This is a genomic window from Enterobacter sp. Crenshaw (genome assembly GCF_024734705.1).
Taxonomy (GTDB): Bacteria; Pseudomonadota; Gammaproteobacteria; order Enterobacterales; family Enterobacteriaceae; genus Enterobacter; species Enterobacter asburiae_B.
Map to the genome: position 1 here is coordinate 4,087,322 of NZ_CP102932.1, position 26,265 is coordinate 4,113,586.

General features: G+C 54.2%; 33 protein-coding genes. 17 read left to right on the plus strand and 16 right to left on the minus strand.

What is annotated here, in order from left to right; translation table 11 throughout:
• Positions 1 to 29: 29 nt before the first annotated feature.
• Both ftsH and rlmE read right to left on the minus strand, forming a co-directional pair.
• Positions 30 to 1,964 (minus strand): ATP-dependent zinc metalloprotease FtsH, encoded by a 1,935-nt coding sequence (ftsH, locus tag NWV12_RS19445; protein ID WP_029739626.1) that lies wholly within the window; start codon positions 1,962 to 1,964, stop codon positions 30 to 32.
• A 102-nt stretch (positions 1,965 to 2,066) separates the two neighbouring features.
• Complete coding sequence (gene rlmE, locus NWV12_RS19450; RefSeq protein WP_003861812.1) at positions 2,067 to 2,693, minus strand: 23S rRNA (uridine(2552)-2'-O)-methyltransferase RlmE; 627 nt, start codon at positions 2,691 to 2,693, stop codon at positions 2,067 to 2,069.
• A 127-nt stretch (positions 2,694 to 2,820) separates the two neighbouring features.
• On the opposite strand from rlmE, the gene yhbY reads away from it, so the two are divergent.
• Positions 2,821 to 3,114, plus strand: a complete 294-nt coding sequence (gene yhbY, locus NWV12_RS19455) for a ribosome assembly RNA-binding protein YhbY (protein WP_003861814.1) — start codon at positions 2,821 to 2,823, stop codon at positions 3,112 to 3,114.
• Positions 3,115 to 3,265: 151 nt separating this feature from the next.
• Here yhbY and greA read toward each other — a convergent pair whose 3' ends face one another.
• On the minus strand, positions 3,266 to 3,742 hold the full coding sequence (gene greA / locus NWV12_RS19460) for a transcription elongation factor GreA (RefSeq protein ID WP_014171793.1): 477 nt from the start codon (positions 3,740 to 3,742) through the stop codon (positions 3,266 to 3,268).
• 228 nt (positions 3,743 to 3,970) lie between these two features.
• Here greA and dacB point away from each other — a divergent pair, with 228 nt between their 5' ends.
• The 3 genes from dacB to pmrB are packed head-to-tail and all read left to right on the plus strand — an operon-like array spanning position 3,971 to position 7,109.
• Positions 3,971 to 5,404 carry a serine-type D-Ala-D-Ala carboxypeptidase gene (gene dacB / locus NWV12_RS19465; protein ID WP_033146743.1) on the plus strand — a complete coding sequence of 478 codons (1,434 nt, stop codon included), beginning with the start codon at positions 3,971 to 3,973 and terminating at the stop codon, positions 5,402 to 5,404.
• Between the two features lie 2 nt (positions 5,405 to 5,406).
• Positions 5,407 to 6,069 carry a two-component system response regulator PmrA gene (gene pmrA / locus NWV12_RS19470; protein WP_033146744.1) on the plus strand — a complete coding sequence of 221 codons (663 nt, stop codon included), beginning with the start codon at positions 5,407 to 5,409 and terminating at the stop codon, positions 6,067 to 6,069.
• Positions 6,066 to 7,109 carry a two-component system sensor histidine kinase PmrB gene (pmrB, locus tag NWV12_RS19475; RefSeq protein WP_048981187.1) on the plus strand — a complete coding sequence of 348 codons (1,044 nt, stop codon included), beginning with the start codon at positions 6,066 to 6,068 and terminating at the stop codon, positions 7,107 to 7,109. The genes pmrA and pmrB overlap by 4 nt, the downstream gene beginning before the upstream one ends.
• A gap of 34 nt (positions 7,110 to 7,143) precedes the next feature.
• Here the strand turns inward: pmrB and cgtA are convergent, their stop codons facing one another.
• The 4 genes from cgtA to rplU form a co-directional block, all read right to left on the minus strand.
• Complete coding sequence (gene cgtA / locus NWV12_RS19480; RefSeq protein WP_048981186.1) at positions 7,144 to 8,319, minus strand: Obg family GTPase CgtA; 1,176 nt, start codon at positions 8,317 to 8,319, stop codon at positions 7,144 to 7,146.
• A 15-nt stretch (positions 8,320 to 8,334) separates the two neighbouring features.
• Positions 8,335 to 9,300, minus strand: a complete 966-nt coding sequence (locus tag NWV12_RS19485; RefSeq protein WP_048981184.1) for a DMT family transporter — start codon at positions 9,298 to 9,300, stop codon at positions 8,335 to 8,337.
• Between the two features lie 96 nt (positions 9,301 to 9,396).
• Entirely contained in the window at positions 9,397 to 9,654 is a 258-nt protein-coding gene (gene rpmA, locus NWV12_RS19490; RefSeq protein WP_004385076.1) for a 50S ribosomal protein L27, read from the minus strand.
• 19 nt (positions 9,655 to 9,673) lie between these two features.
• Positions 9,674 to 9,985, minus strand: coding sequence for a 50S ribosomal protein L21 (gene rplU, locus NWV12_RS19495; protein ID WP_003025032.1), 312 nt, complete (start codon positions 9,983 to 9,985; stop codon positions 9,674 to 9,676).
• A gap of 257 nt (positions 9,986 to 10,242) precedes the next feature.
• Between rplU and ispB the strand changes: the two genes are divergently transcribed.
• A complete protein-coding gene (ispB, locus tag NWV12_RS19500; protein ID WP_024906360.1) occupies positions 10,243 to 11,214 on the plus strand; it encodes an octaprenyl diphosphate synthase in 972 nt (323 codons plus the stop codon).
• Between the two features lie 229 nt (positions 11,215 to 11,443).
• On the plus strand, positions 11,444 to 11,731 hold the full coding sequence (gene sfsB / locus NWV12_RS19505; RefSeq protein ID WP_023309348.1) for a DNA-binding transcriptional regulator SfsB: 288 nt from the start codon (positions 11,444 to 11,446) through the stop codon (positions 11,729 to 11,731).
• Between the two features lie 60 nt (positions 11,732 to 11,791).
• On the opposite strand, the gene murA is transcribed toward sfsB, so the two are convergent.
• The 7 genes from murA to mlaF all read right to left on the minus strand — a co-directional run bounded on the left by murA (position 11,792) and on the right by mlaF (position 16,585).
• A complete protein-coding gene (gene murA / locus NWV12_RS19510) occupies positions 11,792 to 13,051 on the minus strand; it encodes a UDP-N-acetylglucosamine 1-carboxyvinyltransferase (protein WP_023309349.1) in 1,260 nt (419 codons plus the stop codon).
• A 50-nt stretch (positions 13,052 to 13,101) separates the two neighbouring features.
• Positions 13,102 to 13,356: a BolA family iron metabolism protein IbaG gene (gene ibaG, locus NWV12_RS19515; RefSeq protein ID WP_008501458.1), complete on the minus strand. Its 255-nt coding sequence runs from the start codon at positions 13,354 to 13,356 to the stop codon at positions 13,102 to 13,104.
• A gap of 126 nt (positions 13,357 to 13,482) precedes the next feature.
• Entirely contained in the window at positions 13,483 to 13,776 is a 294-nt protein-coding gene (mlaB, locus tag NWV12_RS19520) for a lipid asymmetry maintenance protein MlaB (protein ID WP_048981183.1), read from the minus strand.
• Positions 13,776 to 14,411, minus strand: coding sequence for a phospholipid-binding protein MlaC (mlaC, locus tag NWV12_RS19525; RefSeq protein ID WP_033146748.1), 636 nt, complete (start codon positions 14,409 to 14,411; stop codon positions 13,776 to 13,778). Before mlaC ends, mlaB begins: the two co-directional genes overlap by 1 nt.
• A gap of 18 nt (positions 14,412 to 14,429) precedes the next feature.
• Positions 14,430 to 14,978 carry an outer membrane lipid asymmetry maintenance protein MlaD gene (gene mlaD / locus NWV12_RS19530; RefSeq protein WP_033147081.1) on the minus strand — a complete coding sequence of 183 codons (549 nt, stop codon included), beginning with the start codon at positions 14,976 to 14,978 and terminating at the stop codon, positions 14,430 to 14,432.
• A 4-nt stretch (positions 14,979 to 14,982) separates the two neighbouring features.
• Positions 14,983 to 15,765, minus strand: coding sequence for a lipid asymmetry maintenance ABC transporter permease subunit MlaE (gene mlaE / locus NWV12_RS19535; RefSeq protein WP_010436044.1), 783 nt, complete (start codon positions 15,763 to 15,765; stop codon positions 14,983 to 14,985).
• Between the two features lie 7 nt (positions 15,766 to 15,772).
• Positions 15,773 to 16,585: a phospholipid ABC transporter ATP-binding protein MlaF gene (gene mlaF, locus NWV12_RS19540; protein WP_024906354.1), complete on the minus strand. Its 813-nt coding sequence runs from the start codon at positions 16,583 to 16,585 to the stop codon at positions 15,773 to 15,775.
• A 227-nt stretch (positions 16,586 to 16,812) separates the two neighbouring features.
• On the opposite strand from mlaF, the gene NWV12_RS19545 reads away from it, so the two are divergent.
• The 11 genes from NWV12_RS19545 to npr all read left to right on the plus strand — a co-directional run bounded on the left by NWV12_RS19545 (position 16,813) and on the right by npr (position 24,732).
• The gene (locus tag NWV12_RS19545) at positions 16,813 to 17,790 is read left to right on the plus strand and encodes a calcium/sodium antiporter (RefSeq protein WP_048981182.1); all 978 of its coding nucleotides are present in this window, start codon (positions 16,813 to 16,815) and stop codon (positions 17,788 to 17,790) included.
• Between the two features lie 13 nt (positions 17,791 to 17,803).
• Entirely contained in the window at positions 17,804 to 18,790 is a 987-nt protein-coding gene (kdsD, locus tag NWV12_RS19550) for an arabinose-5-phosphate isomerase KdsD (protein WP_032659705.1), read from the plus strand.
• Between the two features lie 14 nt (positions 18,791 to 18,804).
• Positions 18,805 to 19,371, plus strand: a complete 567-nt coding sequence (gene kdsC / locus NWV12_RS19555) for a 3-deoxy-manno-octulosonate-8-phosphatase KdsC (protein ID WP_048981180.1) — start codon at positions 18,805 to 18,807, stop codon at positions 19,369 to 19,371.
• Positions 19,368 to 19,943, plus strand: a complete 576-nt coding sequence (gene lptC, locus NWV12_RS19560) for an LPS export ABC transporter periplasmic protein LptC (protein ID WP_033146749.1) — start codon at positions 19,368 to 19,370, stop codon at positions 19,941 to 19,943. The genes kdsC and lptC overlap by 4 nt, the downstream gene beginning before the upstream one ends.
• Positions 19,912 to 20,466 carry a lipopolysaccharide ABC transporter substrate-binding protein LptA gene (gene lptA, locus NWV12_RS19565; RefSeq protein WP_033146750.1) on the plus strand — a complete coding sequence of 185 codons (555 nt, stop codon included), beginning with the start codon at positions 19,912 to 19,914 and terminating at the stop codon, positions 20,464 to 20,466. Before lptC ends, lptA begins: the two co-directional genes overlap by 32 nt.
• A 6-nt stretch (positions 20,467 to 20,472) precedes the next feature.
• Positions 20,473 to 21,198 (plus strand): LPS export ABC transporter ATP-binding protein, encoded by a 726-nt coding sequence (lptB, locus tag NWV12_RS19570; RefSeq protein WP_101744688.1) that lies wholly within the window; start codon positions 20,473 to 20,475, stop codon positions 21,196 to 21,198.
• 47 nt (positions 21,199 to 21,245) lie between these two features.
• Positions 21,246 to 22,679 (plus strand): RNA polymerase factor sigma-54, encoded by a 1,434-nt coding sequence (gene rpoN, locus NWV12_RS19575; protein ID WP_047060252.1) that lies wholly within the window; start codon positions 21,246 to 21,248, stop codon positions 22,677 to 22,679.
• Between the two features lie 22 nt (positions 22,680 to 22,701).
• Complete coding sequence (hpf, locus tag NWV12_RS19580) at positions 22,702 to 22,989, plus strand: ribosome hibernation promoting factor (RefSeq protein ID WP_008501444.1); 288 nt, start codon at positions 22,702 to 22,704, stop codon at positions 22,987 to 22,989.
• An 82-nt stretch (positions 22,990 to 23,071) separates the two neighbouring features.
• On the plus strand, positions 23,072 to 23,563 hold the full coding sequence (gene ptsN, locus NWV12_RS19585; RefSeq protein ID WP_008501443.1) for a PTS IIA-like nitrogen regulatory protein PtsN: 492 nt from the start codon (positions 23,072 to 23,074) through the stop codon (positions 23,561 to 23,563).
• Between the two features lie 45 nt (positions 23,564 to 23,608).
• A complete protein-coding gene (gene rapZ / locus NWV12_RS19590) occupies positions 23,609 to 24,463 on the plus strand; it encodes an RNase adapter RapZ (protein ID WP_014885397.1) in 855 nt (284 codons plus the stop codon).
• Positions 24,460 to 24,732, plus strand: coding sequence for a PTS phosphocarrier protein NPr (gene npr / locus NWV12_RS19595; protein WP_003861872.1), 273 nt, complete (start codon positions 24,460 to 24,462; stop codon positions 24,730 to 24,732). The genes rapZ and npr overlap by 4 nt, the downstream gene beginning before the upstream one ends.
• Before the next feature lie 39 nt (positions 24,733 to 24,771).
• Here npr and mtgA read toward each other — a convergent pair whose 3' ends face one another.
• The gene (gene mtgA / locus NWV12_RS19600; RefSeq protein WP_048981179.1) at positions 24,772 to 25,497 is read right to left on the minus strand and encodes a monofunctional biosynthetic peptidoglycan transglycosylase; all 726 of its coding nucleotides are present in this window, start codon (positions 25,495 to 25,497) and stop codon (positions 24,772 to 24,774) included.
• Positions 25,494 to 26,147 carry an isoprenoid biosynthesis glyoxalase ElbB gene (gene elbB, locus NWV12_RS19605; protein ID WP_039260518.1) on the minus strand — a complete coding sequence of 218 codons (654 nt, stop codon included), beginning with the start codon at positions 26,145 to 26,147 and terminating at the stop codon, positions 25,494 to 25,496. The genes mtgA and elbB overlap by 4 nt, the downstream gene beginning before the upstream one ends.
• Positions 26,148 to 26,265 lie beyond the last annotated feature (118 nt).

Here is a 26,265-nt window from a genome sequence, read left to right on the forward strand (position 1 = left end):
GTACAGACAAACGCTTCAACAGCAGTGACTTACTTATCGCCCAACTGTTCTGACATGGTGTTGCCCGGGTTTGGCGTACGCGGTTCATCAACCGGACGCGGCGCACGCGGGGTGCCATTGTTGTCAGAATTATTGGAAGCGCCTGGGTCTTCCCAGCCTGCTGGCGGACGCACTTCACGGCGCGCCATCAGGTCGTCAATCTGCGGTGCATCGATGGTCTCATATTTCATGAGCGCATCTTTCATCGAATGCAGGATGTCCATATTGTCGGTCAGGATCTGGCGTGCACGTGCGTAGTTACGCTCTACCAGAGATTTTACTTCCTGGTCGATGATACGAGCCGTCTCATCGGACATATGTTTCGCTTTAGCCACAGAACGGCCGAGGAATACTTCACCCTCTTCCTCTGCATACAGCAGCGGACCGAGTTTGTCGGAGAAGCCCCACTGCGTCACCATGTTACGCGCCAGGTTTGTCGCTACTTTAATGTCGTTGGACGCACCGGTAGAAACATGTTCCACACCGTAGATAATCTCTTCTGCCAGTCGACCGCCGTACAGGGTCGAAATCTGGCTTTCCAGCTTCTGACGGCTGGCGCTGATCGCGTCGCCTTCAGGCAGGAAGAAAGTCACACCCAGCGCACGACCGCGCGGAATAATCGTCACTTTATGCACCGGATCGTGTTCCGGCACGAGGCGACCGATAATCGCGTGACCCGCTTCGTGGTATGCCGTGGACTCTTTCTGCGCTTCCGTCATCACCATGGAGCGACGTTCCGCACCCATCATGATTTTGTCTTTCGCTTTCTCAAACTCCACCATCGACACGACGCGCTTGTTACCGCGAGCGGCAAACAGAGCAGCTTCGTTGACCAGGTTCGCCAGGTCAGCACCGGAGAAGCCCGGGGTACCGCGCGCAATGATTGCCGCGTCGATATCTGGCGCCAGCGGTACGCGACGCATGTGAACTTTCAGAATCTGTTCACGACCGCGAACGTCCGGCAGACCCACAACAACCTGACGGTCGAAACGGCCTGGACGCAGCAGCGCGGGGTCAAGTACGTCCGGACGGTTAGTCGCCGCGATAACGATGATACCTTCGTTACCTTCGAAGCCGTCCATCTCAACCAGCATCTGGTTCAGCGTCTGTTCACGTTCATCGTGACCACCGCCCAGACCTGCGCCACGCTGGCGGCCCACGGCGTCGATTTCATCGATGAAGATAATGCACGGTGCTGCCTTTTTGGCCTGCTCAAACATGTCACGCACACGAGATGCACCGACACCCACGAACATTTCAACGAAGTCAGAACCTGAAATAGTAAAGAACGGCACCTTCGCTTCGCCCGCGATGGCTTTCGCCAGCAGGGTTTTACCGGTACCCGGAGGGCCAACCATCAGCACGCCTTTCGGGATCTTACCGCCCAGCTTCTGGAAACGGCTCGGTTCACGCAGGTACTCAACCAGTTCACCCACCTCTTCTTTCGCTTCGTCACAACCGGCGACGTCAGCGAAGGTGGTCTTGATCTGGTCTTCCGTCAGCATACGCGCCTTGCTCTTACCGAACGACATGGCACCTTTGCCACCGCCGCCCTGCATCTGGCGCATAAAGAAGATCCAGACGCCGATAAGAAGCAGCATCGGGAACCAGGAAATGAAGATAGAAGCCAGCAGGCTTGGTTCTTCTGGCGGCTCACCTACCACCTTGACGTTTTTGGTCAGAAGGTTATCAAGCAGCTTAGGATCGTTCACCGGGATGTAAGTCGTGTAACGGTTACTATCTTTCTTGGTAACGTTGATCTCACGTCCGTTGATACGCGCTTCGCGAACCTGGTCCTGATTGACCTCCTGCAGGAAGGTAGAATAATCCACCTTGCGGCCATTCGACTCGCTGGGCCCAAAGCTCTGGAATACTGACATCAGCACAACGGCAATGACCAGCCAGAGTATTAGGTTTTTCGCCATGTCACTCAAGGGATTAACCTCATATTACAACTGTGTTAAAAACAGCGTCAGGATACTCTATATCCAGTTTCATTCAAACTTTCGCCTGAAATCTACCGGTTATCATTTTCGCCCGGTCGCTACAATATACACTTCTCGGGAACGGGCCCGGGAAGAGTCCGGCTTACGAACTTTAACCTTCGCAAACAGGGAGCGAATTTCCTTAAGATACTCCTCGAAACCTTCGCCCTGAAACACCTTCACAACAAAACTACCACCAGGCGCTAGTACATCACGACACATTTCTAACGCTAGCTCCACCAGATACATGGCGCGGGGGATATCCACCGCCGGTGTTCCGCACATATTTGGTGCCATATCAGACATGACAACCTGGACCTTACTGTCACCTACACGATCAAGTAACGCTTTCAGCACTAATTCATCACGAAAGTCGCCCTGAAGGAAGTCGACACCGACGATGGGATCCATTGGTAAAAGATCGCACGCGATGATTCGGCCCGTTCCGCCGATCTGCGTTACCGCATACTGGGACCATCCGCCAGGTGCCGCACCGAGGTCAACAACCGTCATCCCCGGCTTAAAAAGTTTGTCACTTTGCTGTATTTCATCAAGTTTAAACCAGGCACGGGAACGCAACCCCTTTTTCTGTGCCTGTTGAACATATTTATCGCTAAAGTGTTCCTGAAGCCAGCGGCTGGAGCTGGCAGAACGCTTTTTACCTGTCATTTAACATTTCCGTCCTGGTTCATCGTTACCTGCCTGTGACGTAAATTTCTACGCAGCTATTTGGCGATATAAGGGAGATGGCGGTAGAATGAACCGTTTTCAATCCCAACGTAAGCAAAAATATACGATGAATCTGAGTACTAAACAAAAACAGCACCTTAAAGGTCTGGCACATCCGCTCAAGCCTGTAGTGATGCTTGGCAACAATGGTTTGACCGAAGGGGTGCTTGCCGAGATTGAACAAGCGCTGGAACACCACGAGCTGATCAAGGTGAAAATCGCCTCTGAAGACAGAGACACTAAAAACCTGATCGTGGAAGCCATCGTGCGCGAAACCGGCGCCTGTAATGTACAGGTCATCGGTAAAACGCTGGTGCTCTACCGCCCATCTAAAGAGCGTAAAATCTCGCTGCCACGCTAAGGATATCCTGAATCAAACACATTTTCTGTGTGAAACGAGGGATTTCTGTCAGCAGGCGAGCAAAATGCCATGCTCCTTGAGTTGATAAAAGGCCGCTATGCGGCCTTTTTCTTTTCTTTACAATGTATCAACATCTTAGTAGAGAAGCGAATTACAGGTATTCAACCTTAATAATTTCGTATTCCACTTCACCGCCAGGGGTGCGAATGGTGACAACATCGTCCTGCTCTTTGCCAATCAGGCCGCGAGCAATCGGGGAGTTCACTGAAATCAGGTTCTGTTTGAAGTCTGCTTCATCATCACCCACGATGCGATAGGTCTGCTCTTCGTCGTTGTCCAGGTTCAGCACGGTCACGGTAGAACCAAAGATCACACGCCCGTTGTTAGGCATTTTGGTGATATCGATAACCTGTGCATTGGACAGTTTTGCTTCGATATCTTTAATACGCCCTTCACAGAAGCCCTGCTGCTCACGAGCGGCGTGGTATTCAGCGTTCTCTTTCAGGTCGCCATGCTCGCGCGCATCCGCGATAGCGGCGATGATTTCAGGACGACGCACGGATTTCAGGAAATCCAGCTCTTCGCGCAGTTTTTCGGCACCACGTAAGGTCATCGGAATAGCTTGCATTTGTTATACCTCTTAAACATTCCTGTTGGGAGCAGTGTTCCCTGCTCCTGCCCCCCTAAGCGGGCAAGAAGCAAAAAGAAAACCGACCCGGGAGCAATGCCCCAGGTCAGCAGCAATTTTTCAATTTGATATGTATTTTACCGCGAAGTTCACTATGGGTCATCGTTTACTTTGCAGTGCCATGCACCGTAGTATGACGGTTTGTTTTCGGGTTGTTAGCGCGAGATTATGCGATTTTCCAGATTTATCATCGGATTGACTACCAGTATAACGTTCACCGCCCAGGCCGCGAATGTTGATGAGTACATTAATCAGCTCCCCGCAGGCGCGAACCTTGCCCTGATGGTGCAGAAGGTTGGCGCACAGGCTCCCGAGATTGACTATCACAGTCAACAGATGGCGCTGCCTGCCAGTACCCAAAAGGTGATCACTGCCCTCGCCGCCCTGCTCCAGCTCGGGCCTGACTTCCGTTTTACGACCACACTCGAGACCAAAGGTAACGTCGAGGGTGGCGCACTGAAAGGCGATCTTATCGCCCGTTTTGGCGGCGATCCGACCTTTAAGCGCCAGGATATCCGCAATATGGTTGCGGTACTGAAAAAATCTGGCGTGCAGAAAATTGATGGCAATGTACTGATCGACACGTCCATCTTTGCCAGCCACGATAAAGCCCCAGGCTGGCCGTGGAACGACATGACCCAATGTTTTAGCGCCCCGCCCGCCGCCGCAATCGTTGACCGCAACTGCTTCTCGGTTTCGCTTTACAGCGCGCCAAAGCCAGATGATTTAGCGTTTATCCGCATAGCGTCCTACTACCCGGTCACAATGTTTAGCCAGGTCCGCACGCTGGCGAAAGGCTCCCCGGATGCGCAATATTGTGAGCTGGACGTCGTGCCGGGCGATCTTAACCGCTTCACGCTTACTGGCTGCCTGACGCAGCGCGCCGATCCGCTGCCGCTGGCTTTTGCGATACAGGATGGTGCAAGCTATGCGGGTGCCATTCTGAAAGATGAGCTGAAACAAGCGGGCATAACCTACACCGGCACGCTGCTTCGCCAGACGCAGGTCAACCAGCCCGGCACGGTCATCGCCAGCAAACAGTCTCCTCCGCTGCACGATTTACTGCGAATCATGCTGAAAAAGTCGGACAACATGATTGCCGACACCGTGTTCCGCATGATTGGCCACGCGCGTTTCGGCGTGCCGGGAACCTGGCGCGCGGGTTCAGACGCCGTTCGTCAGATCCTGCGCCAGCAGGCCGGGATCGAGCTGGGTAATACCATCGCCGTCGATGGCTCAGGATTATCGCGTCATAATTTGATCTCTCCGGCCACGATGATGCAGGTGCTTCAGTACATTGCACAGCATGACACTGAGCTAAACTTTATTTCAATGCTGCCGCTGGCCGGGCATGACGGTTCGCTGCAGTATCGCGCCGGGCTTCACGCTGCCGGCGTGGATGGCAAAGTATCCGCTAAAACTGGCTCACTGCAGGGGGTTTACAACCTTGCAGGCTTCATCACTACCGCCAGCGGACAACGCATGGCATTCGTGCAGTATCTTTCCGGCTATGCCGTCGAACCGACCGACCAGCGCAATCGCCGTATTCCGCTTGTTCGCTTCGAAAGCAGGCTTTATAAGGACATCTACCAGAATAACTAGCGATGAAACTACTCATAGTTGAAGACGATCTGTTATTGCAGGAAGGGCTGGCGCTGGGGCTGGCCAATGAAGGGTATGCCCTCGACTGTGCTGGCACCGCAGCGGAGGCGGACGCCCTGATCCAGAGCGGCGAATACAGTCTGGTGATCCTCGATTTGGGCTTGCCTGATAAAGACGGTGCCACGCTGCTCAGCCAGTGGCGACGCCGCGGTATCGCCAACCCGGTGTTGATCCTGACGGCACGCGATGCCATTGAAGATCGCATCACCGGCCTCGACGCAGGCGCAGATGATTATCTGGTGAAGCCTTTTGCGCTTGCGGAGCTGCAGGCGCGAGTGCGGGCGTTGATTCGCCGCTATCAGGGCCATAGCGATAACTTACTCACCGACGGCGATATTACGCTGAATCTGCAAACCCAGCAGGTACTGCGCCGGGACCAGGCGGTAGAGGTGACGCCAAAAGAGTTCGCCCTGCTTACGCGTCTGATCATGCGCAGCGGACAAACGGTGCACAGAGAGACGCTCCAGCAGGATATCTACTCCTGGCAGGACGATCCTGGGTCAAATACCCTGGAAGTTCACATCCATAACCTGCGTCGCAAGCTCGGCAAGGACAGAATCAAAACCGTCCGTGGCGTTGGCTATCGCCTTGAGAGCCAGAAATGAACAGCATGCGTCGGCGTTTAATGGTGCTGCTGGCGGTCATTCTCTTATTTTTCCAGCTTATAAGCGTCATCTGGCTGTGGCATGAAAGCCGCGAGCAGATCGGTTTTCTGGTGAATGAAACGCTGTCGGCAAAAGCCCGTAATAACCATGTCGAAAAAGAGATCCGCGAAGCGATTGCTTCCCTTCTCGTCCCTTCTCTGGTGATGGTAGGCTTTACGCTGTTTTTCTCTTTCTGGGCAGTCACCTGGATAACCCGACCGCTGAATAAACTGCGTGACAGCCTGGCTAACCGTTCGGCAGATAACTTAACTCCGCTTCCTATGTATTCCGACATGGAAGAAATCGGCGCGGTGACAACCTCCCTGAACCAGCTGCTCGCCCGGCTGGACAATACCATTCAGCAGGAGCGTCTCTTCACCGCTGACGCCGCGCACGAGCTTCGAACGCCCCTTGCTGGTATCCGGCTCCATCTGGAGCTTATGGCGCAGTCAGGCGCACCACAGGCCGCGACGTTAATTAGCCGTATCGATCAGCTCATGCATACCGTTGAGCAACTGCTGATGCTGGCCCGTGCCGGACAGGCAATGGCCAGCGGACACTACGAAACCGTGAGCTGGACGGAAAATATCATTGAACCTCTCGGCCTGGGCCATGAAGCCAAAGAGCATACGGTGATTTGGCCCGCTAAAAGCGCGCTTACGGTTCAGGGAGACGCCGTGCTCCTGCGTCTGATGCTGCGCAACCTGCTGGAGAATGCCGGGCGCTACAGCCCGGCAGGGACAACGATTACAGTGACATTAACCGGGGTCGACGGGGGGACGCAGATCGGCGTGATCGATCAGGGGCCTGGTATTGATGACGCGCACCGACAGTCAATTACCGAGCCATTCCGCCGTCTTGACCAGCGCTACGGTGGCAGCGGTCTGGGGCTGAGTATCGTGCAGCGCATCGTGCAGCTCCACCACGGCAGGTTGACGCTTGAGAATGGCGCTGAAGGTGGTTTGATCGCCAGCTGCTGGCTACCCGCAACGCTGGAATAAAAAAAGCCCCCATAATGGGGGCTCTCGACAGATATTAGTGCTTGTAGATGAACTCAACGCCTTCTTCGTCGTCTTCATCCCAGTCATCGTCCCAGTCTTCATCATCCTCTTCCGCTTCCAGCTCTTCGAGCTGCTGGCGGTGGTAGTCATCCCACATGAATTCGACTTTTTCAGGCTGTTTCGCTTCTTCAGCCTGAACAACTGGGTTCTCAATGATGAAGGTCATCACATCCCAGCACAGATCTTTCACGCCAACCTGGCTTGCCGCAGAGATCAGGTAGTATTTATCTTCCCAGCCCATCGCTTCAACAATCGCTTTAGCTTTCGCTTCCGCTTCAGCTTTGTCCATCAGGTCGATCTTGTTGAAGACCAGCCAGCGTGGTTTATTCGCCAGTTTTTCGCTGTATTTTTCCAGCTCACCGATGATGATGCGGGCGTTTTCTACCGGATCGGAACCGTCGATAGGATCGATATCGATAAGGTGCAGCAGCACGCGGCAACGCTCAAGGTGTTTCAGGAAGCGAATACCCAGACCCGCGCCTTCCGCAGCGCCTTCAATCAGACCCGGAATATCGGCAACCACAAAGCTCTTCTCGTTATCCATACGGACAACGCCCAAGCTTGGTACCAGCGTGGTAAACGGATAGTCCGCCACTTTTGGTTTCGCCGCAGAAACGGCGCGAATGAACGTCGATTTACCGGCGTTTGGCATACCCAGCATGCCCACGTCTGCCAGAAGCATCAGCTCCAGCTGCAGATCGCGCTTATCGCCCGGCGTACCCATCGTTTTCTGACGCGGAGTACGGTTAACGGAGGATTTGAAACGGCTGTTACCCAGACCGTGCCAGCCGCCTTTCGCCACCATCAGGCGCTGACCGTGTTTGGTCATGTCACCCATGGTTTCACCGGTCCCCTGGTCAATCACACGCGTACCGACCGGAACCTTAATGGTGACGTCTTTACCGCGTTTCCCGGTACAGTCACGGCTCTGGCCGTTCTGGCCACGTTCAGCGCGGAAGGATTTTTCGAAACGGTAGTCGATCAGCGTGTTGAGGTTCTCATCCGCCTCCAGCCACACGTCACCACCATCCCCACCGTCGCCGCCGTCAGGACCGCCACGTGGGATATACTTTTCACGGCGGAAGCTCACGCAACCATTGCCGCCATCACCAGCCACGACCAGGATCGTCGCTTCATCAACAAACTTCATTTTACTCTCCGTAACTCATTCGCCTGAGCGGGGGACTACTACAACCGCTTCATTTTTGCGCCAACGTCCCCAAAGACGATGACCAATGGCGGAATACATCGCGCCCGCAACCACGACAAACGCACCGAGATAACCCAACAGGTTGAGCATCGGTCTGACGAAGACATCGGGCCAGGCCATTGATAACAAATCTGAAAATAACAGCGTAAACAGCGGAGTAAGCGTAATTAACGCGCTCACCTGTGCCGCCTGCCAGCGCGCCATCGCTTCGGCCAGCGCGCCATAACCGACCAGCGTGTTCAGCCCACAAAAAATGAGGCACGCCAGTTGCCAGTCGCTAAGCTGGGAAATCACACCCGGCTTTGCTAATGGCAGCAATGCTATTGTACACAAAGTGTACAATAAAAAGAGGATCTGCTGTGAGGCAAGACGACGCAATAACACCTTTTGCGCGACGCCATAGCTCACCCAGACCGTTGCCGCCCCCACGCCGAAAATTACACCCCATGTGTAATCCGTCAGGCGGGTGAAAATCTCAATCAGACTGGTGTTGAAGAACATCACCAGACCGCACAGCAGCATGCTCGCCCCGATAATCTGCGTACCGCGCATCTTTTCCTTGAGGATAAAGACGCTGGCGACCATCATGCCCACCGGTGAAAGCTGACCTATCACCTGCGACGCCGTGGGGCTGAGATATTGCAGGGAAGAGCTGAACAGGATGAAGTTACCGAACAGACCGCCCGTCGCGATAGCCAGTAATATCAGCCAGCGCGGTTTGCGGAAGAGCCGCAAGGGTGGAAGCTTACCTTTGACAGCCAGAATGGCCCCGAGGCCGATGCTTGCCATCAGAAAGCGATAAAAGACCACCGTAGGCGGCTCCATCACTTCCAGTACCTGCTTCATTGCAATTGGCAGCGCACCCCAGCACATTGCGGTAGTGAGCGCCAAAAGAATACCAATGCCGGCCTGCTGCTTCATGCCCGTTTTCCCTACAGAAAAAATTACCGGGTTTCCAATGTAAAAAGCCCCGCAACAGGTTGCGGGGCTTTAATCCGTTACCGGACCGAGAAAACCTTACTCAGCAACGATGCTGATGTATTTACGGTTGTTCGGGCCTTTAACTTCAAATTTCACTTTACCGTCTGCTTTAGCAAACAGAGTGTGGTCACGACCGCAACCTACGTTGTTGCCAGCGTGGAATTTGGTACCACGTTGACGAACGATGATGCTACCCGCCAGAACGGATTCGCCACCGAAACGCTTAACGCCAAGGCGTTTAGCTTCTGAATCGCGACCGTTACGTGTGGAGCCGCCAGCCTTTTTATGTGCCATTTAAATCTCTCCTCAGGTCTTAGGCGCTGATGCCAGTAATTTTCACATCAGTGAACCACTGACGGTGGCCCTGCTGCTTACGGTAGTGCTTACGACGACGAAACTTAACGATTTTAACTTTCTCGCCACGACCGTGTGCAACAACTTCAGCTTTGATAACGCCGCCATCAACGAAAGGAACGCCGATTTTGACTTCTTCACCGTTTGCGATCATCAGAACTTCTGCGAACTCAACAGATTCGCCAGTTGCGATGTCCAGCTTTTCCAGGCGAACGGTCTGACCTTCGCTTACTCGGTGTTGTTTACCACCACTTTGGAAAACCGCGTACATATAAACTCCGCTTCCGCGCACGTCCTCGTATGAATCAGAGTGCGCTATAAATATTCACAATAGGGCGCGAATATTACGCAAAACGCGAGCCTTTGACAAGTGCTACCGTCAATACATGAAGAAAAAAAACACAACACGTACGGTAACGTTTATCTGTGCCGTTTTTTCAGTACAATCAGCACTACTATTGATAAACCGAAACCCTTCGTTACCCCATTGAAGATGGGATCAACAGGATAAAAAGCCCGGCTTTTGCGATGAATTTAGAAAAAATCAACGAGTTAACCGCGCAAGATATGGCGGGTGTGAATGCAGCAATCCTGGAGCAACTCAACTCTGACGTTCAGCTGATCAATCAGTTGGGCTATTACATCGTCAGCGGCGGCGGTAAACGCATTCGTCCGATGATTGCCATTCTGGCTGCCAGAGCCGTTGGCTATCAGGGAAATGCTCACATCACTATCGCAGCGCTCATCGAATTTATTCACACGGCGACGCTTCTGCATGACGATGTTGTGGATGAATCGGATATGCGTCGTGGCAAAGCCACGGCAAACGCCGCTTTCGGAAACGCAGCCAGCGTCCTGGTGGGGGATTTTATCTATACCCGCGCCTTCCAGATGATGACCAGCCTGGGCTCCCTGAAAGTGCTAGAAGTGATGTCCGAAGCCGTAAACGTCATTGCTGAAGGCGAAGTGCTGCAGCTGATGAACGTCAACGACCCTGATATCACCGAAGAAAACTACATGCGCGTCATCTACAGCAAAACGGCGCGCCTGTTTGAAGCGGCTGCCCAGTGTTCCGGCATTCTGGCCGACTGTACTGAAGCCCAGGAAAAAGGCCTGCAGGACTATGGCCGCTATCTGGGTACGGCCTTCCAGCTGATTGATGATTTGCTGGACTACAGTGCGGACGGCGAGACGCTCGGTAAAAACGTGGGCGATGACCTGAACGAAGGTAAACCCACCCTGCCGCTGCTTCATGCTATGCGCAACGGAACAGCCGACCAGGCGAAAATGATCCGTGAAGCGATTGAGCAGGGAAATGGCCGCCATCTTCTGGAACCTGTACTGGAAACTATGGCTATCTGCGGATCGCTGGAATGGACGCGTCAGCGCGCGGAAGAAGAAGCCGACAAAGCCATCGAAGCGCTTCAGGTCATTCCAGACAGCCCGTGGCGCGAGGCACTGATTGGTCTTGCCCACATCGCCGTTCAGCGCGACCGTTAATCCCCTTGTTTCTCCCCGCAGCGATAGCGGGGAGATTCCAGTACACACCTGTAAATTCCGTGTTCATGTAAATTCATCGGTTTAGAGACCGCATGAATAAAGCCGTGTCTTATTCTGAATATCCCTTCAAGTAACGCGAACTTTTTAGAACAAGAAGTTGAAATGGGTATAGTAACCGCGTCGTTTCAGAAGAAACGGCGTAGGTGAATCCGAACTTAAGGACGGCGTTATGGATACGAAATTTATCGACTGGCACACGGCTGATATTATTGCCGCGCTGCGCAAAAGAGGCACTTCACTGGCAGCAGAGTCCCGCCGCCATGGACTGAGTTCTTCCACTCTGGCAAACGCCCTCACCCGCCCCTGGCCCAAGGGAGAATTAATTATCGCGACGGCGCTGGATACGCATCCGTGGGTAATTTGGCCTTCGCGCTATCACGATCCCATTACCCATGAATTTATCGACAGATCGCGCATGATTCGCCAGAGAAAGGTAAAAAGAGAACCGCAGGAATAACGCATTTTTGACAGGAACAGCAACCCCCCGGTCATTGCTGGCAGGGGGCTGCCGGAACGATTACTCGCCCTTCACACGCTCGATATTGGCACCCAGCGCGCGCAGTTTATCTTCGATACGTTCATAACCACGATCGATGTGATAGATACGATCCACGATCGTTGTACCTTCCGCGATACAACCTGCCAGCACCAGGCTTGCAGACGCACGCAGATCGGTTGCCATCACCTGAGCACCTGACAGTTTCTCAACGCCGTGGCAAATCACGGTATTACTTTCGATCTCAGCATGCGCGCCCATACGGATCAGCTCCGGTACGTGCATAAAGCGGTTCTCGAAAATGGTTTCTGTGATGAAGCCAGTGCCTTCGGCAACCAGGTTCAACAGGGTGAACTGTGCCTGCATGTCCGTAGGGAACGCCGGATGCGGCGCCGTACGCACATTGACTGCTTTTGGACGCTGACCGTGCATATCGAGGCTGATCCAGTCTTCACCGATTTCGATATCCGCACCCGCATCGCGCAGTTTCGCCAGCACCGCATCCAGGGTATCTGGCTGCGCGTTGCGACAAACAATCTTCCCGCCAGAAATCGCCGCAGCGACCAGGAAGGTACCGGTTTCGATACGGTCCGGCAGAACGCGATAGACACCACCGCCCAGACGCTCAACGCCTTCGATGGTGATACGGTCGGTACCCTGACCGGAAATCTTTGCCCCCAGCGCCACGAGGAAGTTGGCGGTATCCACAATCTCCGGTTCGCGCGCGGCATTTTCGATGATGGTGGTACCTTCTGCCAGCGTCGCCGCAGACATAATGGTGACCGTTGCGCCCACGCTCACTTTGTCCATGACGATGTGCGCGCCTTTCAGACGACCATTAACGGACGCTTTAACGTAACCTTCTTCCAGCTTGATCTCGGCGCCCAGTTTTTCCAGACCGAAGATGTGCAGGTCAACCGGACGCGCACCGATGGCGCAACCGCCCGGCAGAGAGACCTGACCCTGACCAAAACGCGCCACCAGCGGGCCAAGCGCCCAGATGGATGCACGCATGGTTTTCACCAGATCGTAAGGGGCTGAGAAGTTGTTCACCTTGCTGGCGTCAATCCAGACGGAACCGTTACGCTCAACTTTCGTGCCCAGCTGGGTGAGCAGCTTCATGGTGGTGTCGATATCTTTCAGCTTCGGTACGTTCTGAATTTCTACCGGCTCTTCGGCCAGCAGCGCAGCAAAGAGGATTGGCAGCGCGGCGTTTTTTGCGCCAGAAATTGTGACTTCGCCCTGGAGACGCGTTGGCCCCTGTACACGAAATTTATCCATTGTGTGCTCTCTTATAAATTCAACCGTGCTGCGGGCCTGTCGCCCTCAGCTCAAAAACCGTTTAGTTTGCGATCGCGTGCCCACTCTTGCGGGGTGAACGCTTTAATCGACAGGGCGTGGATGCGGTTATCCGCAATATATTCCATCAGCGGCGCGTACACAGCCTGCTGTTTCTTCACGCGGCTCATACCGTCGAACATCTCACCCACAGCAATAACCTGGAAGTGACTGCCATCGCCAGTGACGTGGGCTTCCTGAAGGGAGAGTGCATTCATCAGCACTGTCTGGATTTCATGATTTTCCATGGGCTCTTAATCATCTGATAGTGAAAACAAGCCCAACATCTTAGAGCAAAGTGGCGTTGTCTTAAACAAGCAAAAAGCCCCGACGATGAAACAGTCAGGGCTTTCGGAAGTAACGCACTGAAAATATTAACGAGGCAGTACGTCCTGAGGGAGATTGTAGAGCTGCGCAAGGGTCACGACATTATCGCTCGCGCCGTGAAGTTTGACGCTTGTCCCCTGCTTTTTCCCCACGGCAACCAGATGGGCAAGCAGCGCAACACCCGCCGTATCCACCCGCGTGACGTCGGTTAAGTCGATAAGCGTCACGCCCTGCATCGCTTCGTGGCGTTTGTCCCACAGTGGGTTCAGCAGATCCTGATCCAGTTCACCGGACAGCTTTAATGTCTCGCCTTCACGCGACCAGCTGAGTTGCTGTGACATTACTTCTTCTCATCCAGAGTAATTTTCTGGCGAGAGATAGACTGCAGCTGAGCGGTCAGGCCATCAATGCCTTTGGTGCGCAGCAGGTCGCTCCATTCGTTCTGTTTGGTGGTGATCATGCTTACCCCTTCGGCAATCATGTCATACGCCTGCCAGTGACCGGTCTGGCTGTTTTTACGCCACTGGAAATCCAGACGAACCGGCGGACGACCGTTAGGATCGATGATCGTCACACGGATAGGGACGATGGTCGCATCGCCCAGCGGCTGCTCAGGCGCAATCTGATAGGTCTGGCCGTGGTACATCGCCAGCGCCTGGCCATAAGCCTGTTTCAGGTATTCACGAAACGCGGCAAAGTAGGCATCACGCTGCGCAGGGGTCGCGTCTTTGTAATAACGTCCCAGCACCAGCGCACCCGCATATTTAATCTGCACGTACGGCAGCAGCTCCTGGTCAACGACGTCACGCAGATAATCAGGATTAGCACGAATTTTAGGCTGTTCGTTTTTAAGACGGTCGAATGTCTTCTTCGCCGCTTCGTCCATCAGTTTGTACGGGTTACTCTGATCCGCAGCGTGGGCGGCGGTTAGAGGGGCGATGACCAGCATGGCAACCATTAACAGTCGTTTAAACATGAATGACTTCTCCTGATATTAATTCGCAGCACCTGGCGTCGGTGCGACGTCGGTATGATCTTCGCTCTGCGCAGGGGCAGCGTCGGATTTTTTCTCATCCCCTTTACTGTTGTAAAGGAACTGACCAATCATATCCTCCAGAACCATCGCGGATTTCGTATCCTGAATGACGCTACCGTCTTTAAGGATAGTCGTTCCCAGCTCGGGATCTTCAAAGCCAACGTTAAGCGCCAGATATTGTTCGCCCAGCAGGCCGGAAGTACGGATAGAAAGGGAACTGGTGTCCGGGATATGGTTGTAACGCTCTTCGATATCCATCGCGACGCGGGGCAGATAGGTTTTCTCATCCAGCGTAATGTCAGATACGCGTCCGATCACCACGCCGCCGATGCGGACCGGTGAACGCGCCTTCAGCCCGCCGATGTTATCGAAGGTGGCATAGATGCGATACGTCGGCTCGGTGCGTACAGACGTGATATCCGCCGCTCTCAGGCAGATAAACAGCGCGGCCAGCAGCGCCAGCAGCAGGAATACACCGACCCAAATTTCATTTTTTCTCGTTTGCATGAACTCAATTCCCAAACATCAGTGCGGTGAGCACAAAATCCAGACCCAGTACGGCCAGCGACGAATGTACGACTGTACGTGTAGTTGCGCGGCTAATGCCCGCCGACGTCGGGATGGCATCGTAACCATTGAACAATGCAATCCAGGTGACCGTAATGGCAAATACCACGCTTTTAATCAGGCAGTTAACCAGATCCATTCGGAGGTCGATGGCGTCCTGCATCGCGGACCAGAAGAAACCGGCATCAATGCCTTTCCAGTGCACACCAACCAGCGAACCGCCCCAGATACCCACGGCGACAAACAGAATAGTCAGTAACGGTAAAGAGATCACCCCAGCCCAGAAACGCGGCGAGATCACGCGACGCAGCGGATCGACCGCCATCATCTCCATGCTGGAGAGCTGCTCGGTCGCACGCATCAGGCCAATTTCAGCCGTTAATGCCGACCCCGCGCGCCCGGCGAACAACAGCGCCGCCACAACCGGCCCCAGCTCGCGCAGCAGCGAGAGCGCCACCAGCATCCCGAGGCTGGTTTCCGCACTGTAGGTTGTCAGAACCAGATAGCCCTGCAGCCCAAGCACCATACCGATAAACAGACCGGAGACAATGATGATGAGCATCGACAGCACGCCGACATTATAAAGCTGCCGCACCAGCAGCGGTGCGTGCTTACGGAATTCCGGCTTGCCGACCAGCGCGTTGAATAACATCAATCCGGCACGCCCGAACGTCCTGATGGTTTTTATGCCACGGTGTCCGAGAGCGGCCAACGCATTTAACAGCATGAGTGGCTTAACTCCCTATTCCCAGTAAATCGTCACGATAGTCGCCCGCCGGGTAGCGGAACGGCACAGGGCCATCGGCAATACCGTCAAGGAACTGCCGCACGCGCGGATCGCAATTTTCCTGCAGCGCCTGAGCGCTACCGTGTGCGACGATCTTTTTGTCCGCCACAATATAGGCGTAATCGGCAATGCTCAATACTTCCGGTACATCGTGAGATACCACAATGCAGGTGACGCCAAGCGCGCTGTTCAGTTCAGAGATGAGCTTCACCAGCACGCCCATCGTGATGGGATCCTGTCCAACAAACGGTTCGTCGAACATGATTAAATCAGGTTCTAATGCAATGGCGCGTGCCAGCGCGGCGCGGCGCGCCATCCCGCCGGACAGCTCCGAAGGCATCAGCTTTGCGGCGCCCCGCAAACCGACGGCCTCAAGCTTCATCATCACCGTGCTTTTCAGCAGTTCAGGCGGCAGGCTGGTATGCTCACGCAGCGGATAGGCCACGTTATCAAAGACATTCATGTCGGTGAACAAGGCTCCCGACTGAAAGAGCATGCTCATGCGTTTGCGGACAGTATACAGACGCGAGCGTGACATCTCCGGGATGTTTTCGCCATCAAAGAGGATTTCACCGCTATCAGGTGGGATCTGCCCACCAATAAGGCGCAGCAGGGTCGTTTTACCGATCCCGGACGGCCCCATGATGGCAGTGATTTTGCCACGCGGTACGGTCAACGAAATATCATCAAATATCAATCTGTTGGCGCGAGAAAAACTCACGCCGCGAACATCGACTAAATTCGCCATCGTTTGGCTCATTTATGGTTCCTTTATTACCCTGCTCACGTTAAGGCATGCCGCCTGAATCAGCCCTCAACTCCGCATTTTTACAGAATAATAGCCGTTGAGGTTAGCGAAAGCTGGCATTTGTTTTACTTTTCCGGCGCATAAAGTCAAAATTAGGAATTCGTTACGCCTCAGACTGTATGCAGTCCAGCCATTCCCGTGCGATGGACCGACGAGTATACCTGAAGAAAGGACTTTTGATGCTTTTAGCAACAGCACTGTTAATAATTGGTTTACTTTTGGTGGTCTACAGTGCTGACCGTTTAGTGTTTGCTGCATCTATCCTGTGTCGCCTGACGGGCGTACCGCCTGTCGTCATCGGGATGACCGTTGTCAGTGTGGGAACGTCGCTTCCTGAAATCATCGTCTCTGTCTCGGCATCGCTGCATGGTCAGTTAGACCTGGCAGTAGGTACCGCGATTGGCTCCAACATCGTCAATATACTCTTGATTTTAGGCCTGGCCGCACTGCTCCATCCATTTCGCGTGCATTCTGATGTTCTGCGCCGTGAATTGCCGCTAATGTTAATCGTAAGCCTGCTGGCAGGCTGCGTATTTTACGATGGTGTTCTGAGCTACAGCGACGGCATTTTCCTGCTGGCGCTGGCCGTCATCTGGCTGCTGTATAGTGTTAAAATCGCCCGTCTGGCTGAGAAGCAGGGTCAGGATAGCCTCACGCGGGAGCAGGTCGCCGAACTGCCGCGAGAAGGTACGCTGCCTGTTGCCCTGCTCTGGCTTGGCGTTGCGCTGATCATCATGCCGATGGCAACGCGCATGGTGGTGGATAACGCGACCGTGCTGGCGAACTATTTCGCCATCAGTGAACTGACCATTGGCCTGACGGTGATTGCCATCGGCACCAGCCTGCCGGAGCTGGCCACGGCCATTGCGGGGGCACGTAAAGGTGAGGATGACATTGCCATTGGTAATATCATCGGTTCCAACATATTTAATATCGCCATTGTGATGGGCCTGCCGGCCCTGATAACGCCAGGGCCCTTTAATCCCCTGGCGTTCTCACGCGACTACGGCGTGATGTTAATGGTCAGCGTGATATTTGCCCTGCTCTGCTGGCGGCGGCAACGACAGATCGGCAAAGGCGCAGGCGCGCTGCTGACGGGTGGATTTATCGTATGGATGGCGATGCTGTACTGGCTCTCGCCTCTTCTCTCTGGGTAAACGGAAACGCATTATGTCGCAAATAGAATTGCAGCCGGGTTTTGACTTTCAGAAAGCAGGCAAAGAGGTTCTGGAGATTGAACGTGAAGGTCTGGCGCAGTTAGATCGGTACATTAATCAGGATTTTAGTCTGGCATGTGAGAAGATGTTCTACTGTGCCGGCAAAGTCGTGGTGATGGGGATGGGTAAGTCCGGCCACATTGGACGCAAAATGGCGGCAACGTTTGCCAGCACCGGAACCTCTTCCTTCTTTGTACATCCGGGGGAAGCCGCGCACGGTGACCTGGGTATGGTCACGCCGCAGGATATCGTCATCGCGCTGTCCAACTCCGGGGAGTCCAATGAAATTCTGGCGCTGATCCCGGTACTGAAGCGACTGCAGGTGCCGCTTATTTGCATGACCAGCCGTCCGGAAAGCAGCATGGCGCGGGCGGCCGATATTCACCTGTGCGTGAAAGTGCCCAAGGAGGCCTGTCCGCTCGGCCTGGCACCGACATCCAGCACCACCGCCGCGCTGGTCATGGGTGATGCGCTTGCCGTCGCGCTGCTCGAAGCCCGCGGTTTTACGCCGGAAGATTTCGCGCTTTCCCACCCGGGCGGCGCGCTGGGGCGCAAGCTTCTGCTTCGGGTAAACGATATTATGCACACCGGGGATGAGATCCCTCACGTCAGTAAAGAAGCCTCCCTGCGTGATGCGCTGCTGGAAATCACCCGTAAGAATCTGGGTATGACGGTCGTGTGCGACGATCTGATGAAAATTCAGGGGATCTTCACCGATGGCGACCTGCGCCGCGTGTTCGACATGGGTGTAGATGTCCGCACGCTCGGCATTGCCGATGTGATGACGCCGGGCGGTATCCGCGTCCGTCCGGGTACGCTGGCCGTGGATGTGCTGAACCTGATGCAGTCCCGCCACATTACCTCAGTGATGGTTGCCGATGGCGACCAGTTGCTGGGTGTGGTACATATGCATGATCTGCTGCGCGCAGGCGTAGTGTAATGAAGGATAAGACAATGAGTAATGCGGGTGCATCCCTTGCAACCTGTTATGGACCGGTCAGTACCCAGATGATGGCAAAGGCGAAAAACATTCGTCTGCTCATCCTGGACGTGGATGGCGTACTTTCCGATGGCCTGATTTACATGGGCAATAATGGTGAAGAGCTGAAAGCGTTTAACGTTCGCGACGGCTACGGTATCCGCTGCGCGCTCACCTCGGGTATTGAGGTGGCTATCATCACCGGGCGAAAAGCTAAACTGGTAGAAGACCGCTGTGAAACCTTAGGAATTACCCATCTGTATCAGGGTCAATCCGATAAGATGGCGGCGTTTAAGGATTTACTGGGTAAACTGGCTATCGCGCCGGAAAACGTAGCCTACGTCGGGGACGATCTGATTGACTGGCCCGTGATGGCTGAAGTCGGGCTGAGCATCGCCGTTGCGGATGCGCATCCGCTGCTGATCCCCCGCGCTGACTACGTTACCCACATCAACGGGGGCCGTGGTGCCGTACGTGAAGTCTGCGATCTGCTTTTGCTGGCGCAGGGCAAGCTTGATGAGGCCAAAGGGCAATCGATATGAGTAAAACCAGACGCTGGATTATCATTTTGCTTTCGCTTGTCGCACTGGTATTGATTGGCGTGAACCTTGCCGATCGCGACGATCCGCAAACGGAAGTGGTCAACAATAACGATCCAACCTATAAAAGCGATCACAGCGACACCGTGGTCTACAGCCCGGAAGGCGCGCTGAACTATCGCCTGATTGCCCAGCATGTTGAATATTTTTCAGATGACGGTATTTCGTGGTTTACCCAACCTGTCATGACCACATTTGATAAGGACAAAGTGCCGACGTGGTCAATTAAGTCAGATCGGGCAAAACTGACAAATGACCGTATGCTTTATCTGTATGGCCACGTTGAAGTCAACGCCCTGACCGCTGACTCGCAACTGCGAAAAATTACGACGGATAATGCCCAAATTAACCTGGTAACCCAGGACGTGACCTCGCAGGATCTGGTCACACTGTATGGCACAACATTTAATTCCAGCGGTTTGAGAATGCGCGGGAACTTACGCAGCAAGAACGCCGAGCTGATTGAAAAGGTTAGAACCTCCTATGAAATTCAAAACAAACAAACTCAGCCTTAAAGTAATTATCGCCAGCGCGATGCTGGCGACCAGTCTCCCCGCGCTTGCTGTAACGGGCGATACCGACCAACCGATCCATATCGAGTCTGATACCCAGTCTCTCGATATGCAGGGCAACGTCGTCACCTTCACGGGTAACGTCGTCATGACTCAGGGCACCATCAAAATTAACGCCGACAAAGTGGTCGTGACCCGTCCGGGTGGCGAGCAGGGCAAAGAGATCATTGATGGTTACGGCAACCCGGCCACCTTCTACCAGATGCAGGACAACGGCAAGCCGGTGAAAGGCCGCGCTTCGCATATGCACTATGAGCTGGCGAAGGACCTGGTCATCCTGACCGGAAACGCGTATCTGGAACAGCTGGACAGCAACATTACCGGCGACCAGATCACCTATCTGGTGAAAGAGCAAAAAATGCAGGCCTCCAGCGAGAAAGGCAAACGCGTCACGACCGTCCTGGTTCCGTCGCAGCTGCAGGACAAAGGCAAAGGCCAGGCCCCGGCACAGAAGAAGAGTAACTAATTCGTTATGGCAACATTAACTGCAAAAAATCTCGCGAAGGCCTACAAGGGCCGCCGTGTCGTAGAAGATGTCAGTCTGACCGTCAACTCCGGCGAAATCGTGGGGCTGCTTGGCCCTAACGGTGCGGGTAAAACCACCACTTTCTACATGGTCGTTGGCATTGTGCCGCGCGATGCCGGCAACATTATTATTGACGATGAAGAAATCAGCCTTCTGCCGCTGCACGCGCGCGCGCGTCGCGGGATCGGCTACCTGCCGCAGGAAGCCTCCATTTTCCGTCGTCTTAGCGTTTACGATAACCTGATGGCGGTCCTGGAAATTCGTAACGATCTGACCAGCGAACAGCGTCAGGATCGTGCCAACGAGTTGATGGAAGAGTTCCACATTGAGCATCTGCGCGACAGCCTCGGTCAGGCACTCTCCGGGGGTGAACGCCGTCGTGTTGAGATTGCACGTGCGCTGGCCGCAAACCCGAAATTTATCCTTCTGGATGAACCGTTTGCCGGCGTTGACCCGATCTCGGTTATCGACATTAAACGCATCATTGAACACCTGCGTGACAGCGGGCTTGGCGTACTGATCACCGACCACAACGTCCGTGAAACGCTGGCCGTGTGTGAACGCGCGTATATTGTGAGCCAGGGCAATCTGATCGCCCACGGTACGCCGCAGCAGATCCTCGAAGACGATCATGTTAAGCGCGTCTATCTTGGGGAAGACTTCAGACTCTGATAGGGTAGAGGTAACGTAACGCCGAACCGGAGAAAAACGCTCTGAACATGAAGCAAGGTTTGCAATTAAGGCTCAGCCAACAACTGGCAATGACGCCGCAGCTACAGCAGGCAATTCGCCTGTTGCAACTGTCCACGTTAGAACTTCAGCAGGAGCTCCAGCAGGCGCTGGACAGCAACCCCCTGCTGGAACAAACCGATCTTCATGACGAGGTAGATACTCAGCAGTCACAGGATACAGAAGCGCTCGACACCGCGGATGCACTCGAACAAAAAGAGATGCCCGACGAGCTTCCGCTGGATGCCAGCTGGGATGAAATCTACACCGCCGGAACCCCTTCCGGTACGCGTGCAGACTACCAGGATGATGAGCTACCGGTCTATCAGGGAGAAACCACCCAGTCGCTGCAGGATTACCTGATGTGGCAGGTGGAACTTACCCCCTTCTCCGATACCGACCGCGCGATTGCCACCTCAATTGTCGATGCCGTTGACGACACCGGCTATTTGACCGTCACGCTGGACGATATCCTGGAAAGCATGGGCGACGAAGAGATTGAACTTGAGGAGATCGAAGCCGTTCTGAAGCGCATCCAGCGTTTCGATCCGGTAGGCGTGGCCGCAAAAGATCTGCGCGACTGCCTGCTGATCCAGCTTTCTCAGTTCAGCAAAGAGACGCCATGGCTCGACGAGGCGCGCTTAATCATCAGCGATCATCTGGATCTGTTGGCCAACCACGATTTCCGCAGCCTGATGCGCGTCACGCGCCTGAAGGAAGAGGTGCTGAAAGAAGCGGTGAATCTGATCCAGTCACTCGATCCGCGCCCGGGACAGTCGATCCAGACCAGCGAGCCCGAGTACGTCATCCCGGACGTGCTGGTGAGAAAACACAATGACCGCTGGGTCGTTGAACTGAATTCAGACAGCATCCCTCGCCTGCAAATCAACCAGCAGTATGCCTCCATGTGCACCAGCGCGCGTAACGACTCCGACAATCAATATATTCGTAGCAATCTTCAGGAAGCGCGATGGCTGATCAAAAGTCTGGAGAGCCGAAATGATACGCTGCTGCGCGTCAGCCGCTGTATTGTCGAACAGCAGCAGGCGTTCTTTGAGCAGGGCGAAGAGTATATGAAACCGATGGTACTGGCGGATATCGCCCAGGCCGTCGAGATGCATGAATCAACCATTTCCCGTGTCACCACGCAGAAGTATCTGCACAGTCCACGCGGTATATTTGAGCTTAAGTATTTCTTCTCCAGCCATGTGAATACCGAGGGCGGCGGCGAAGCGTCGTCAACGGCCATTCGTGCCCTGGTGAAGAAGTTGATCGCCGCGGAGAACCCCGCGAAGCCACTAAGCGACAGTAAGTTAACCACCATGCTGTCCGATCAGGGTATTATGGTGGCACGTCGTACTGTTGCGAAGTATCGAGAGTCTTTATCCATTCCGCCGTCCAACCAGCGTAAACAGCTGGTCTGACACAACCGATAAGGAAGACACTATGCAGCTCAACATCACTGGACAAAACGTCGAAATTACTGAGGCTTTACGCGACTTCGTGAACGCGAAGTTTGCAAAACTCGAGCAGTATTTCGAAAGGATCAATCAGGTCTATATTGTGTTGAAAGTGGAGAAAGTGACTCATATCTCGGATGCCACCCTGCATGTTAACGGGGGTGAACTGCATGCCAGTGCGGAAGGGCAAGACATGTACGCTGCTATCGACGGCTTGATTGATAAGCTTGCACGACAGCTCAATAAACATAAAGATAAACTGAAACAACACTAATTGTCCGGGCAGTTAACGGGTGCAGGACGGCCTGTTGTGAAACACAACAGGCCATTTGTACAGTTAGCGCTTAGGTGAAATTATGATGAACAACGATTCCGCTCTTCAACTGAGCAATGTCCTTAACCAGGAATGTACCCGCAGTGCGGTTCACTGCCAGAGCAAAAAACGTGCGCTGGAGATCATCAGTGAACTGGCTGCCAAACAGCTGGGCCTGCCGCCGCAGGTGGTGTTCGAAGCGATTCTGACCCGTGAAAAAATGGGCAGTACCGGTATCGGCAACGGCATCGCGATCCCGCACGGCAAACTGGAAGAGGATACCCTGCGTGCCGTTGGTGTGTTTGTGCAGCTTGAAACACCCATCGCCTTCGATGCCATTGATAACCAGCCCGTCGATCTCCTCTTCGCGCTGCTGGTACCTGCCGACCAGACGAAAACCCATCTGCATACGCTGTCGCTGGTCGCAAAACGTCTGGCCGATAAAACCATTTGCCGTCGACTGCGCTCGGCCCAAAGTGATGAAGAGCTCTATCAAATTATCACTGAAGCAGAAGGCAATCAGGATGATGCATAACCAGGAGATGGCCTTCACATCTGTTGTCCTGAGGAGAAACGGAACATGGTGCTGATGATTGTCAGTGGCCGTTCAGGGTCGGGGAAATCCGTTGCTCTGCGCGCCCTGGAAGACATGGGTTTTTACTGCGTCGATAACCTGCCGGTCGTGTTGTTACCCGATCTGGCCCGCACGCTGGCGGAGAGACAAACCTCTGCCGCGGTCAGTATCGACGTTCGTAACATGCCTGAATCGCCAGAGATCTTCGAACAGGCCATGAGCAACCTGCCTGACGCGTTCTCGCCTCAGCTGCTGTTCCTCGATGCAGACCGCAATACGCTGATCCGCCGCTACAGCGATACCCGTCGTTTGCACCCGCTATCCAGCAAGAACCTCTCTCTGGAGAGCGCTATCGATGAAGAGAGCGACCTGCTGGAGCCGCTGCGTTCTCGTGCCGACCTGATTGTCGACACCTCTGAGATGTCCGTTCACGAGCTGGCGGAAATGCTGCGTACCCGGCTGTTGGGTAAACGCGAGCGCGAACTGACGATGGTGTTCGAATCCTTCGGCTTTAAGCACGGTATTCCGATTGATGCGGATTACGTTTTCGACGTGCGCTTCCTGCCGAACCCGCACTGGGATCCAAAACTGCGTCCAATGACCGGTCTGGATAAGCCGGTGGCGGCGTTCCTCGACCGGCACACAGAAGTACACAATTTTATCTACCAGACGCGAAGCTACCTTGAGCTATGGTTACCTATGCTGGAGACAAACAATCGTAGCTACCTGACGGTGGCGATTGGCTGTACCGGCGGTAAACATCGTTCGGTTTACATCGCCGAACAGCTGGCCGACTATTTCCGCTCGCGCGGGAAGAACGTTCAGTCCCGTCATCGCACGCTGGAAAAACGTAAAACATGACCGTAAAACAAACCGTTGAGATCACCAACAAGCTGGGTATGCATGCACGCCCGGCGATGAAGCTGTTTGAGCTGATGCAGGGTTTCGATGCAGAGGTTCTGCTGCGGAATGACGAAGGCACCGAAGCGGAAGCGAACAGCGTGATCGCGCTGCTGATGCTGGATTCCGCCAAAGGGCGCCAGATTGAAGTAGAAGCCACCGGCCCTCAGGAAGAGGAAGCGCTGGCGGCGGTGATTGCCCTGTTTAACGCAGGGTTCGACGAAGATTAAGGTCTGCTATTCAGGCGGGTAGCGCTGCGCTTACCCGCCCTACATAAGATTATTACGCTGCATAAACTCCTCTCCACCCAGCTGATTCATCTGGCGCATAATCCACGCCTGTCGGCTTCGCACGTACCCTGATGGGGCACTGGCCTTAAAGCGGATAGGGTTCGGTAACACAGCGGCCAATAGCGCTGCTTCTGACATGCTCAGACGGCTGGCTGGCTTATTGAAATACCGCTGTGCGGCAGCTTCCACGCCAAATATGCCGTCGCCAAACTCAGCGACGTTGAGATAGACGGTCAGAATGCGTTTTTTGCTCCAGACCGTTTCCATCCCCAGGGTCAACCCTGCTTCCAGCCCTTTTCGCAACCAGCTTCGACCATCCCACAGAAACAGATTTTTGGCCGTCTGCTGCGACAAGGTTGATGCCCCGCGCACGCGGTTTTCATGGCGTTCGTTATGGGCTAGCGCCTTCTCAATGGCCGCCACGTCGAACCCCCAGTGCTCCGGGAATTTCTGGTCCTCCGCCGCGATGACCGCCAGCCCCATGAACGGGGAGATCTCGTCCATGCTCACCCAGTCAGAGTGGGCAACGTAGCTGAAATCGCCGCTGAACCACGCGCCGAGCTGGCGCTCAACCATAACGGCAGAGAACGGAACCGGCATAATGCTGAATAAAGCCAGCCCGCCTCCCCAGAATACCGCCAGCACAAGTACGATGCGCAAGAGAAAACGTTTCACCCCTGCGCCTGCGGCAAATTTACGCCTCATTCAGTCAGCACCAGCACGCGGGCCACCAGCTTTTCAATACCCGAGGCCGCCTCAGCGATATTGTTCGCCAGCATATAAGCCGGCGTGGTGACAATTTTGTTATCTTCATCAACCACAATGTCATCAACCGGGCACGGAACGTGTTCGCCCCCCATTTCCTCGACGATCTCTGCGGTATCAATATCCGTCCCGATAGTCAGGCGCAGCGGGAAATCAAAAATCCTGGGCAGCATTGCCGGCGCGATGCAGATAAAGCCCTGCGGTTTTCCAGCCGCATGCATGGCCTGCGACAGCGCCTTTAAATGAGGATCGACCTGACACTCCGCGCCCTGCGCAGCAAAGGTACTGAGATTTTTGGCCGCGCCAAACCCACCCGGCACAATGAGCGCATCAAGCTCTGTAGGGTCTGCCTGAATAAGAGCATGGATATCACCTCGCGCAATACGCGCGGCTTCAATCAGTACATTGCGGGTTTCTGCCATCGGCTCGCCGGTCAGATGATTAATCACATCGGCCTGATTTTTGTCCGGCGCAAAACAAATAACCTCTGCTCCCTGCTTAGCCAGGGCCAGCAGCGTGATTACGGCTTCATGTATTTCAGAACCATCGTAAACACCGCATCCGCTCAGCACGACACCAATCTTTTTCATCATGACAATCCTTTTCTGCAACTTGCTGAAGCACATTAATAATTTTGATTAAAACGCTATGCTTCACACATTTCACTGATTCATGTAACAAACCATTTAAGATTTGCTATCTTATCTG

What these genes read in the sequence shown, in the direction of transcription:
- ibaG (WP_008501458.1), bottom strand. Translation starts at nt 13,356, where the DNA reads ATGGAAAATCATGAAATCCAGACAGTGCTGATGAATGCACTCTCCCTT.
- dacB (WP_033146743.1), top strand. Translation starts at nt 3,971, where the DNA reads ATGCGATTTTCCAGATTTATCATCGGATTGACTACCAGTATAACGTTC.
- pmrB (WP_048981187.1), top strand. Translation starts at nt 6,066, where the DNA reads ATGAACAGCATGCGTCGGCGTTTAATGGTGCTGCTGGCGGTCATTCTC.
- lptC (WP_033146749.1), top strand. Translation starts at nt 19,368, where the DNA reads ATGAGTAAAACCAGACGCTGGATTATCATTTTGCTTTCGCTTGTCGCA.
- mlaB (WP_048981183.1), bottom strand. Translation starts at nt 13,776, where the DNA reads ATGTCACAGCAACTCAGCTGGTCGCGTGAAGGCGAGACATTAAAGCTG.
- NWV12_RS19545 (WP_048981182.1), top strand. Translation starts at nt 16,813, where the DNA reads ATGCTTTTAGCAACAGCACTGTTAATAATTGGTTTACTTTTGGTGGTC.
- NWV12_RS19485 (WP_048981184.1), bottom strand. Translation starts at nt 9,300, where the DNA reads ATGAAGCAGCAGGCCGGCATTGGTATTCTTTTGGCGCTCACTACCGCA.
- mlaC (WP_033146748.1), bottom strand. Translation starts at nt 14,411, where the DNA reads ATGTTTAAACGACTGTTAATGGTTGCCATGCTGGTCATCGCCCCTCTA.
- cgtA (WP_048981186.1), bottom strand. Translation starts at nt 8,319, where the DNA reads ATGAAGTTTGTTGATGAAGCGACGATCCTGGTCGTGGCTGGTGATGGC.
- ispB (WP_024906360.1), top strand. Translation starts at nt 10,243, where the DNA reads ATGAATTTAGAAAAAATCAACGAGTTAACCGCGCAAGATATGGCGGGT.
- rpoN (WP_047060252.1), top strand. Translation starts at nt 21,246, where the DNA reads ATGAAGCAAGGTTTGCAATTAAGGCTCAGCCAACAACTGGCAATGACG.
- lptB (WP_101744688.1), top strand. Translation starts at nt 20,473, where the DNA reads ATGGCAACATTAACTGCAAAAAATCTCGCGAAGGCCTACAAGGGCCGC.
- mlaF (WP_024906354.1), bottom strand. Translation starts at nt 16,585, where the DNA reads ATGAGCCAAACGATGGCGAATTTAGTCGATGTTCGCGGCGTGAGTTTT.
- mlaE (WP_010436044.1), bottom strand. Translation starts at nt 15,765, where the DNA reads ATGCTGTTAAATGCGTTGGCCGCTCTCGGACACCGTGGCATAAAAACC.
- npr (WP_003861872.1), top strand. Translation starts at nt 24,460, where the DNA reads ATGACCGTAAAACAAACCGTTGAGATCACCAACAAGCTGGGTATGCAT.
- murA (WP_023309349.1), bottom strand. Translation starts at nt 13,051, where the DNA reads ATGGATAAATTTCGTGTACAGGGGCCAACGCGTCTCCAGGGCGAAGTC.
- yhbY (WP_003861814.1), top strand. Translation starts at nt 2,821, where the DNA reads ATGAATCTGAGTACTAAACAAAAACAGCACCTTAAAGGTCTGGCACAT.
- kdsC (WP_048981180.1), top strand. Translation starts at nt 18,805, where the DNA reads ATGAGTAATGCGGGTGCATCCCTTGCAACCTGTTATGGACCGGTCAGT.
- elbB (WP_039260518.1), bottom strand. Translation starts at nt 26,147, where the DNA reads ATGAAAAAGATTGGTGTCGTGCTGAGCGGATGCGGTGTTTACGATGGT.
- ptsN (WP_008501443.1), top strand. Translation starts at nt 23,072, where the DNA reads ATGATGAACAACGATTCCGCTCTTCAACTGAGCAATGTCCTTAACCAG.
- ftsH (WP_029739626.1), bottom strand. Translation starts at nt 1,964, where the DNA reads ATGGCGAAAAACCTAATACTCTGGCTGGTCATTGCCGTTGTGCTGATG.
- rlmE (WP_003861812.1), bottom strand. Translation starts at nt 2,693, where the DNA reads ATGACAGGTAAAAAGCGTTCTGCCAGCTCCAGCCGCTGGCTTCAGGAA.
- kdsD (WP_032659705.1), top strand. Translation starts at nt 17,804, where the DNA reads ATGTCGCAAATAGAATTGCAGCCGGGTTTTGACTTTCAGAAAGCAGGC.
- mtgA (WP_048981179.1), bottom strand. Translation starts at nt 25,497, where the DNA reads ATGAGGCGTAAATTTGCCGCAGGCGCAGGGGTGAAACGTTTTCTCTTG.
- rplU (WP_003025032.1), bottom strand. Translation starts at nt 9,985, where the DNA reads ATGTACGCGGTTTTCCAAAGTGGTGGTAAACAACACCGAGTAAGCGAA.
- pmrA (WP_033146744.1), top strand. Translation starts at nt 5,407, where the DNA reads ATGAAACTACTCATAGTTGAAGACGATCTGTTATTGCAGGAAGGGCTG.
- sfsB (WP_023309348.1), top strand. Translation starts at nt 11,444, where the DNA reads ATGGATACGAAATTTATCGACTGGCACACGGCTGATATTATTGCCGCG.
- greA (WP_014171793.1), bottom strand. Translation starts at nt 3,742, where the DNA reads ATGCAAGCTATTCCGATGACCTTACGTGGTGCCGAAAAACTGCGCGAA.
- hpf (WP_008501444.1), top strand. Translation starts at nt 22,702, where the DNA reads ATGCAGCTCAACATCACTGGACAAAACGTCGAAATTACTGAGGCTTTA.
- mlaD (WP_033147081.1), bottom strand. Translation starts at nt 14,978, where the DNA reads ATGCAAACGAGAAAAAATGAAATTTGGGTCGGTGTATTCCTGCTGCTG.
- rapZ (WP_014885397.1), top strand. Translation starts at nt 23,609, where the DNA reads ATGGTGCTGATGATTGTCAGTGGCCGTTCAGGGTCGGGGAAATCCGTT.
- lptA (WP_033146750.1), top strand. Translation starts at nt 19,912, where the DNA reads ATGAAATTCAAAACAAACAAACTCAGCCTTAAAGTAATTATCGCCAGC.
- rpmA (WP_004385076.1), bottom strand. Translation starts at nt 9,654, where the DNA reads ATGGCACATAAAAAGGCTGGCGGCTCCACACGTAACGGTCGCGATTCA.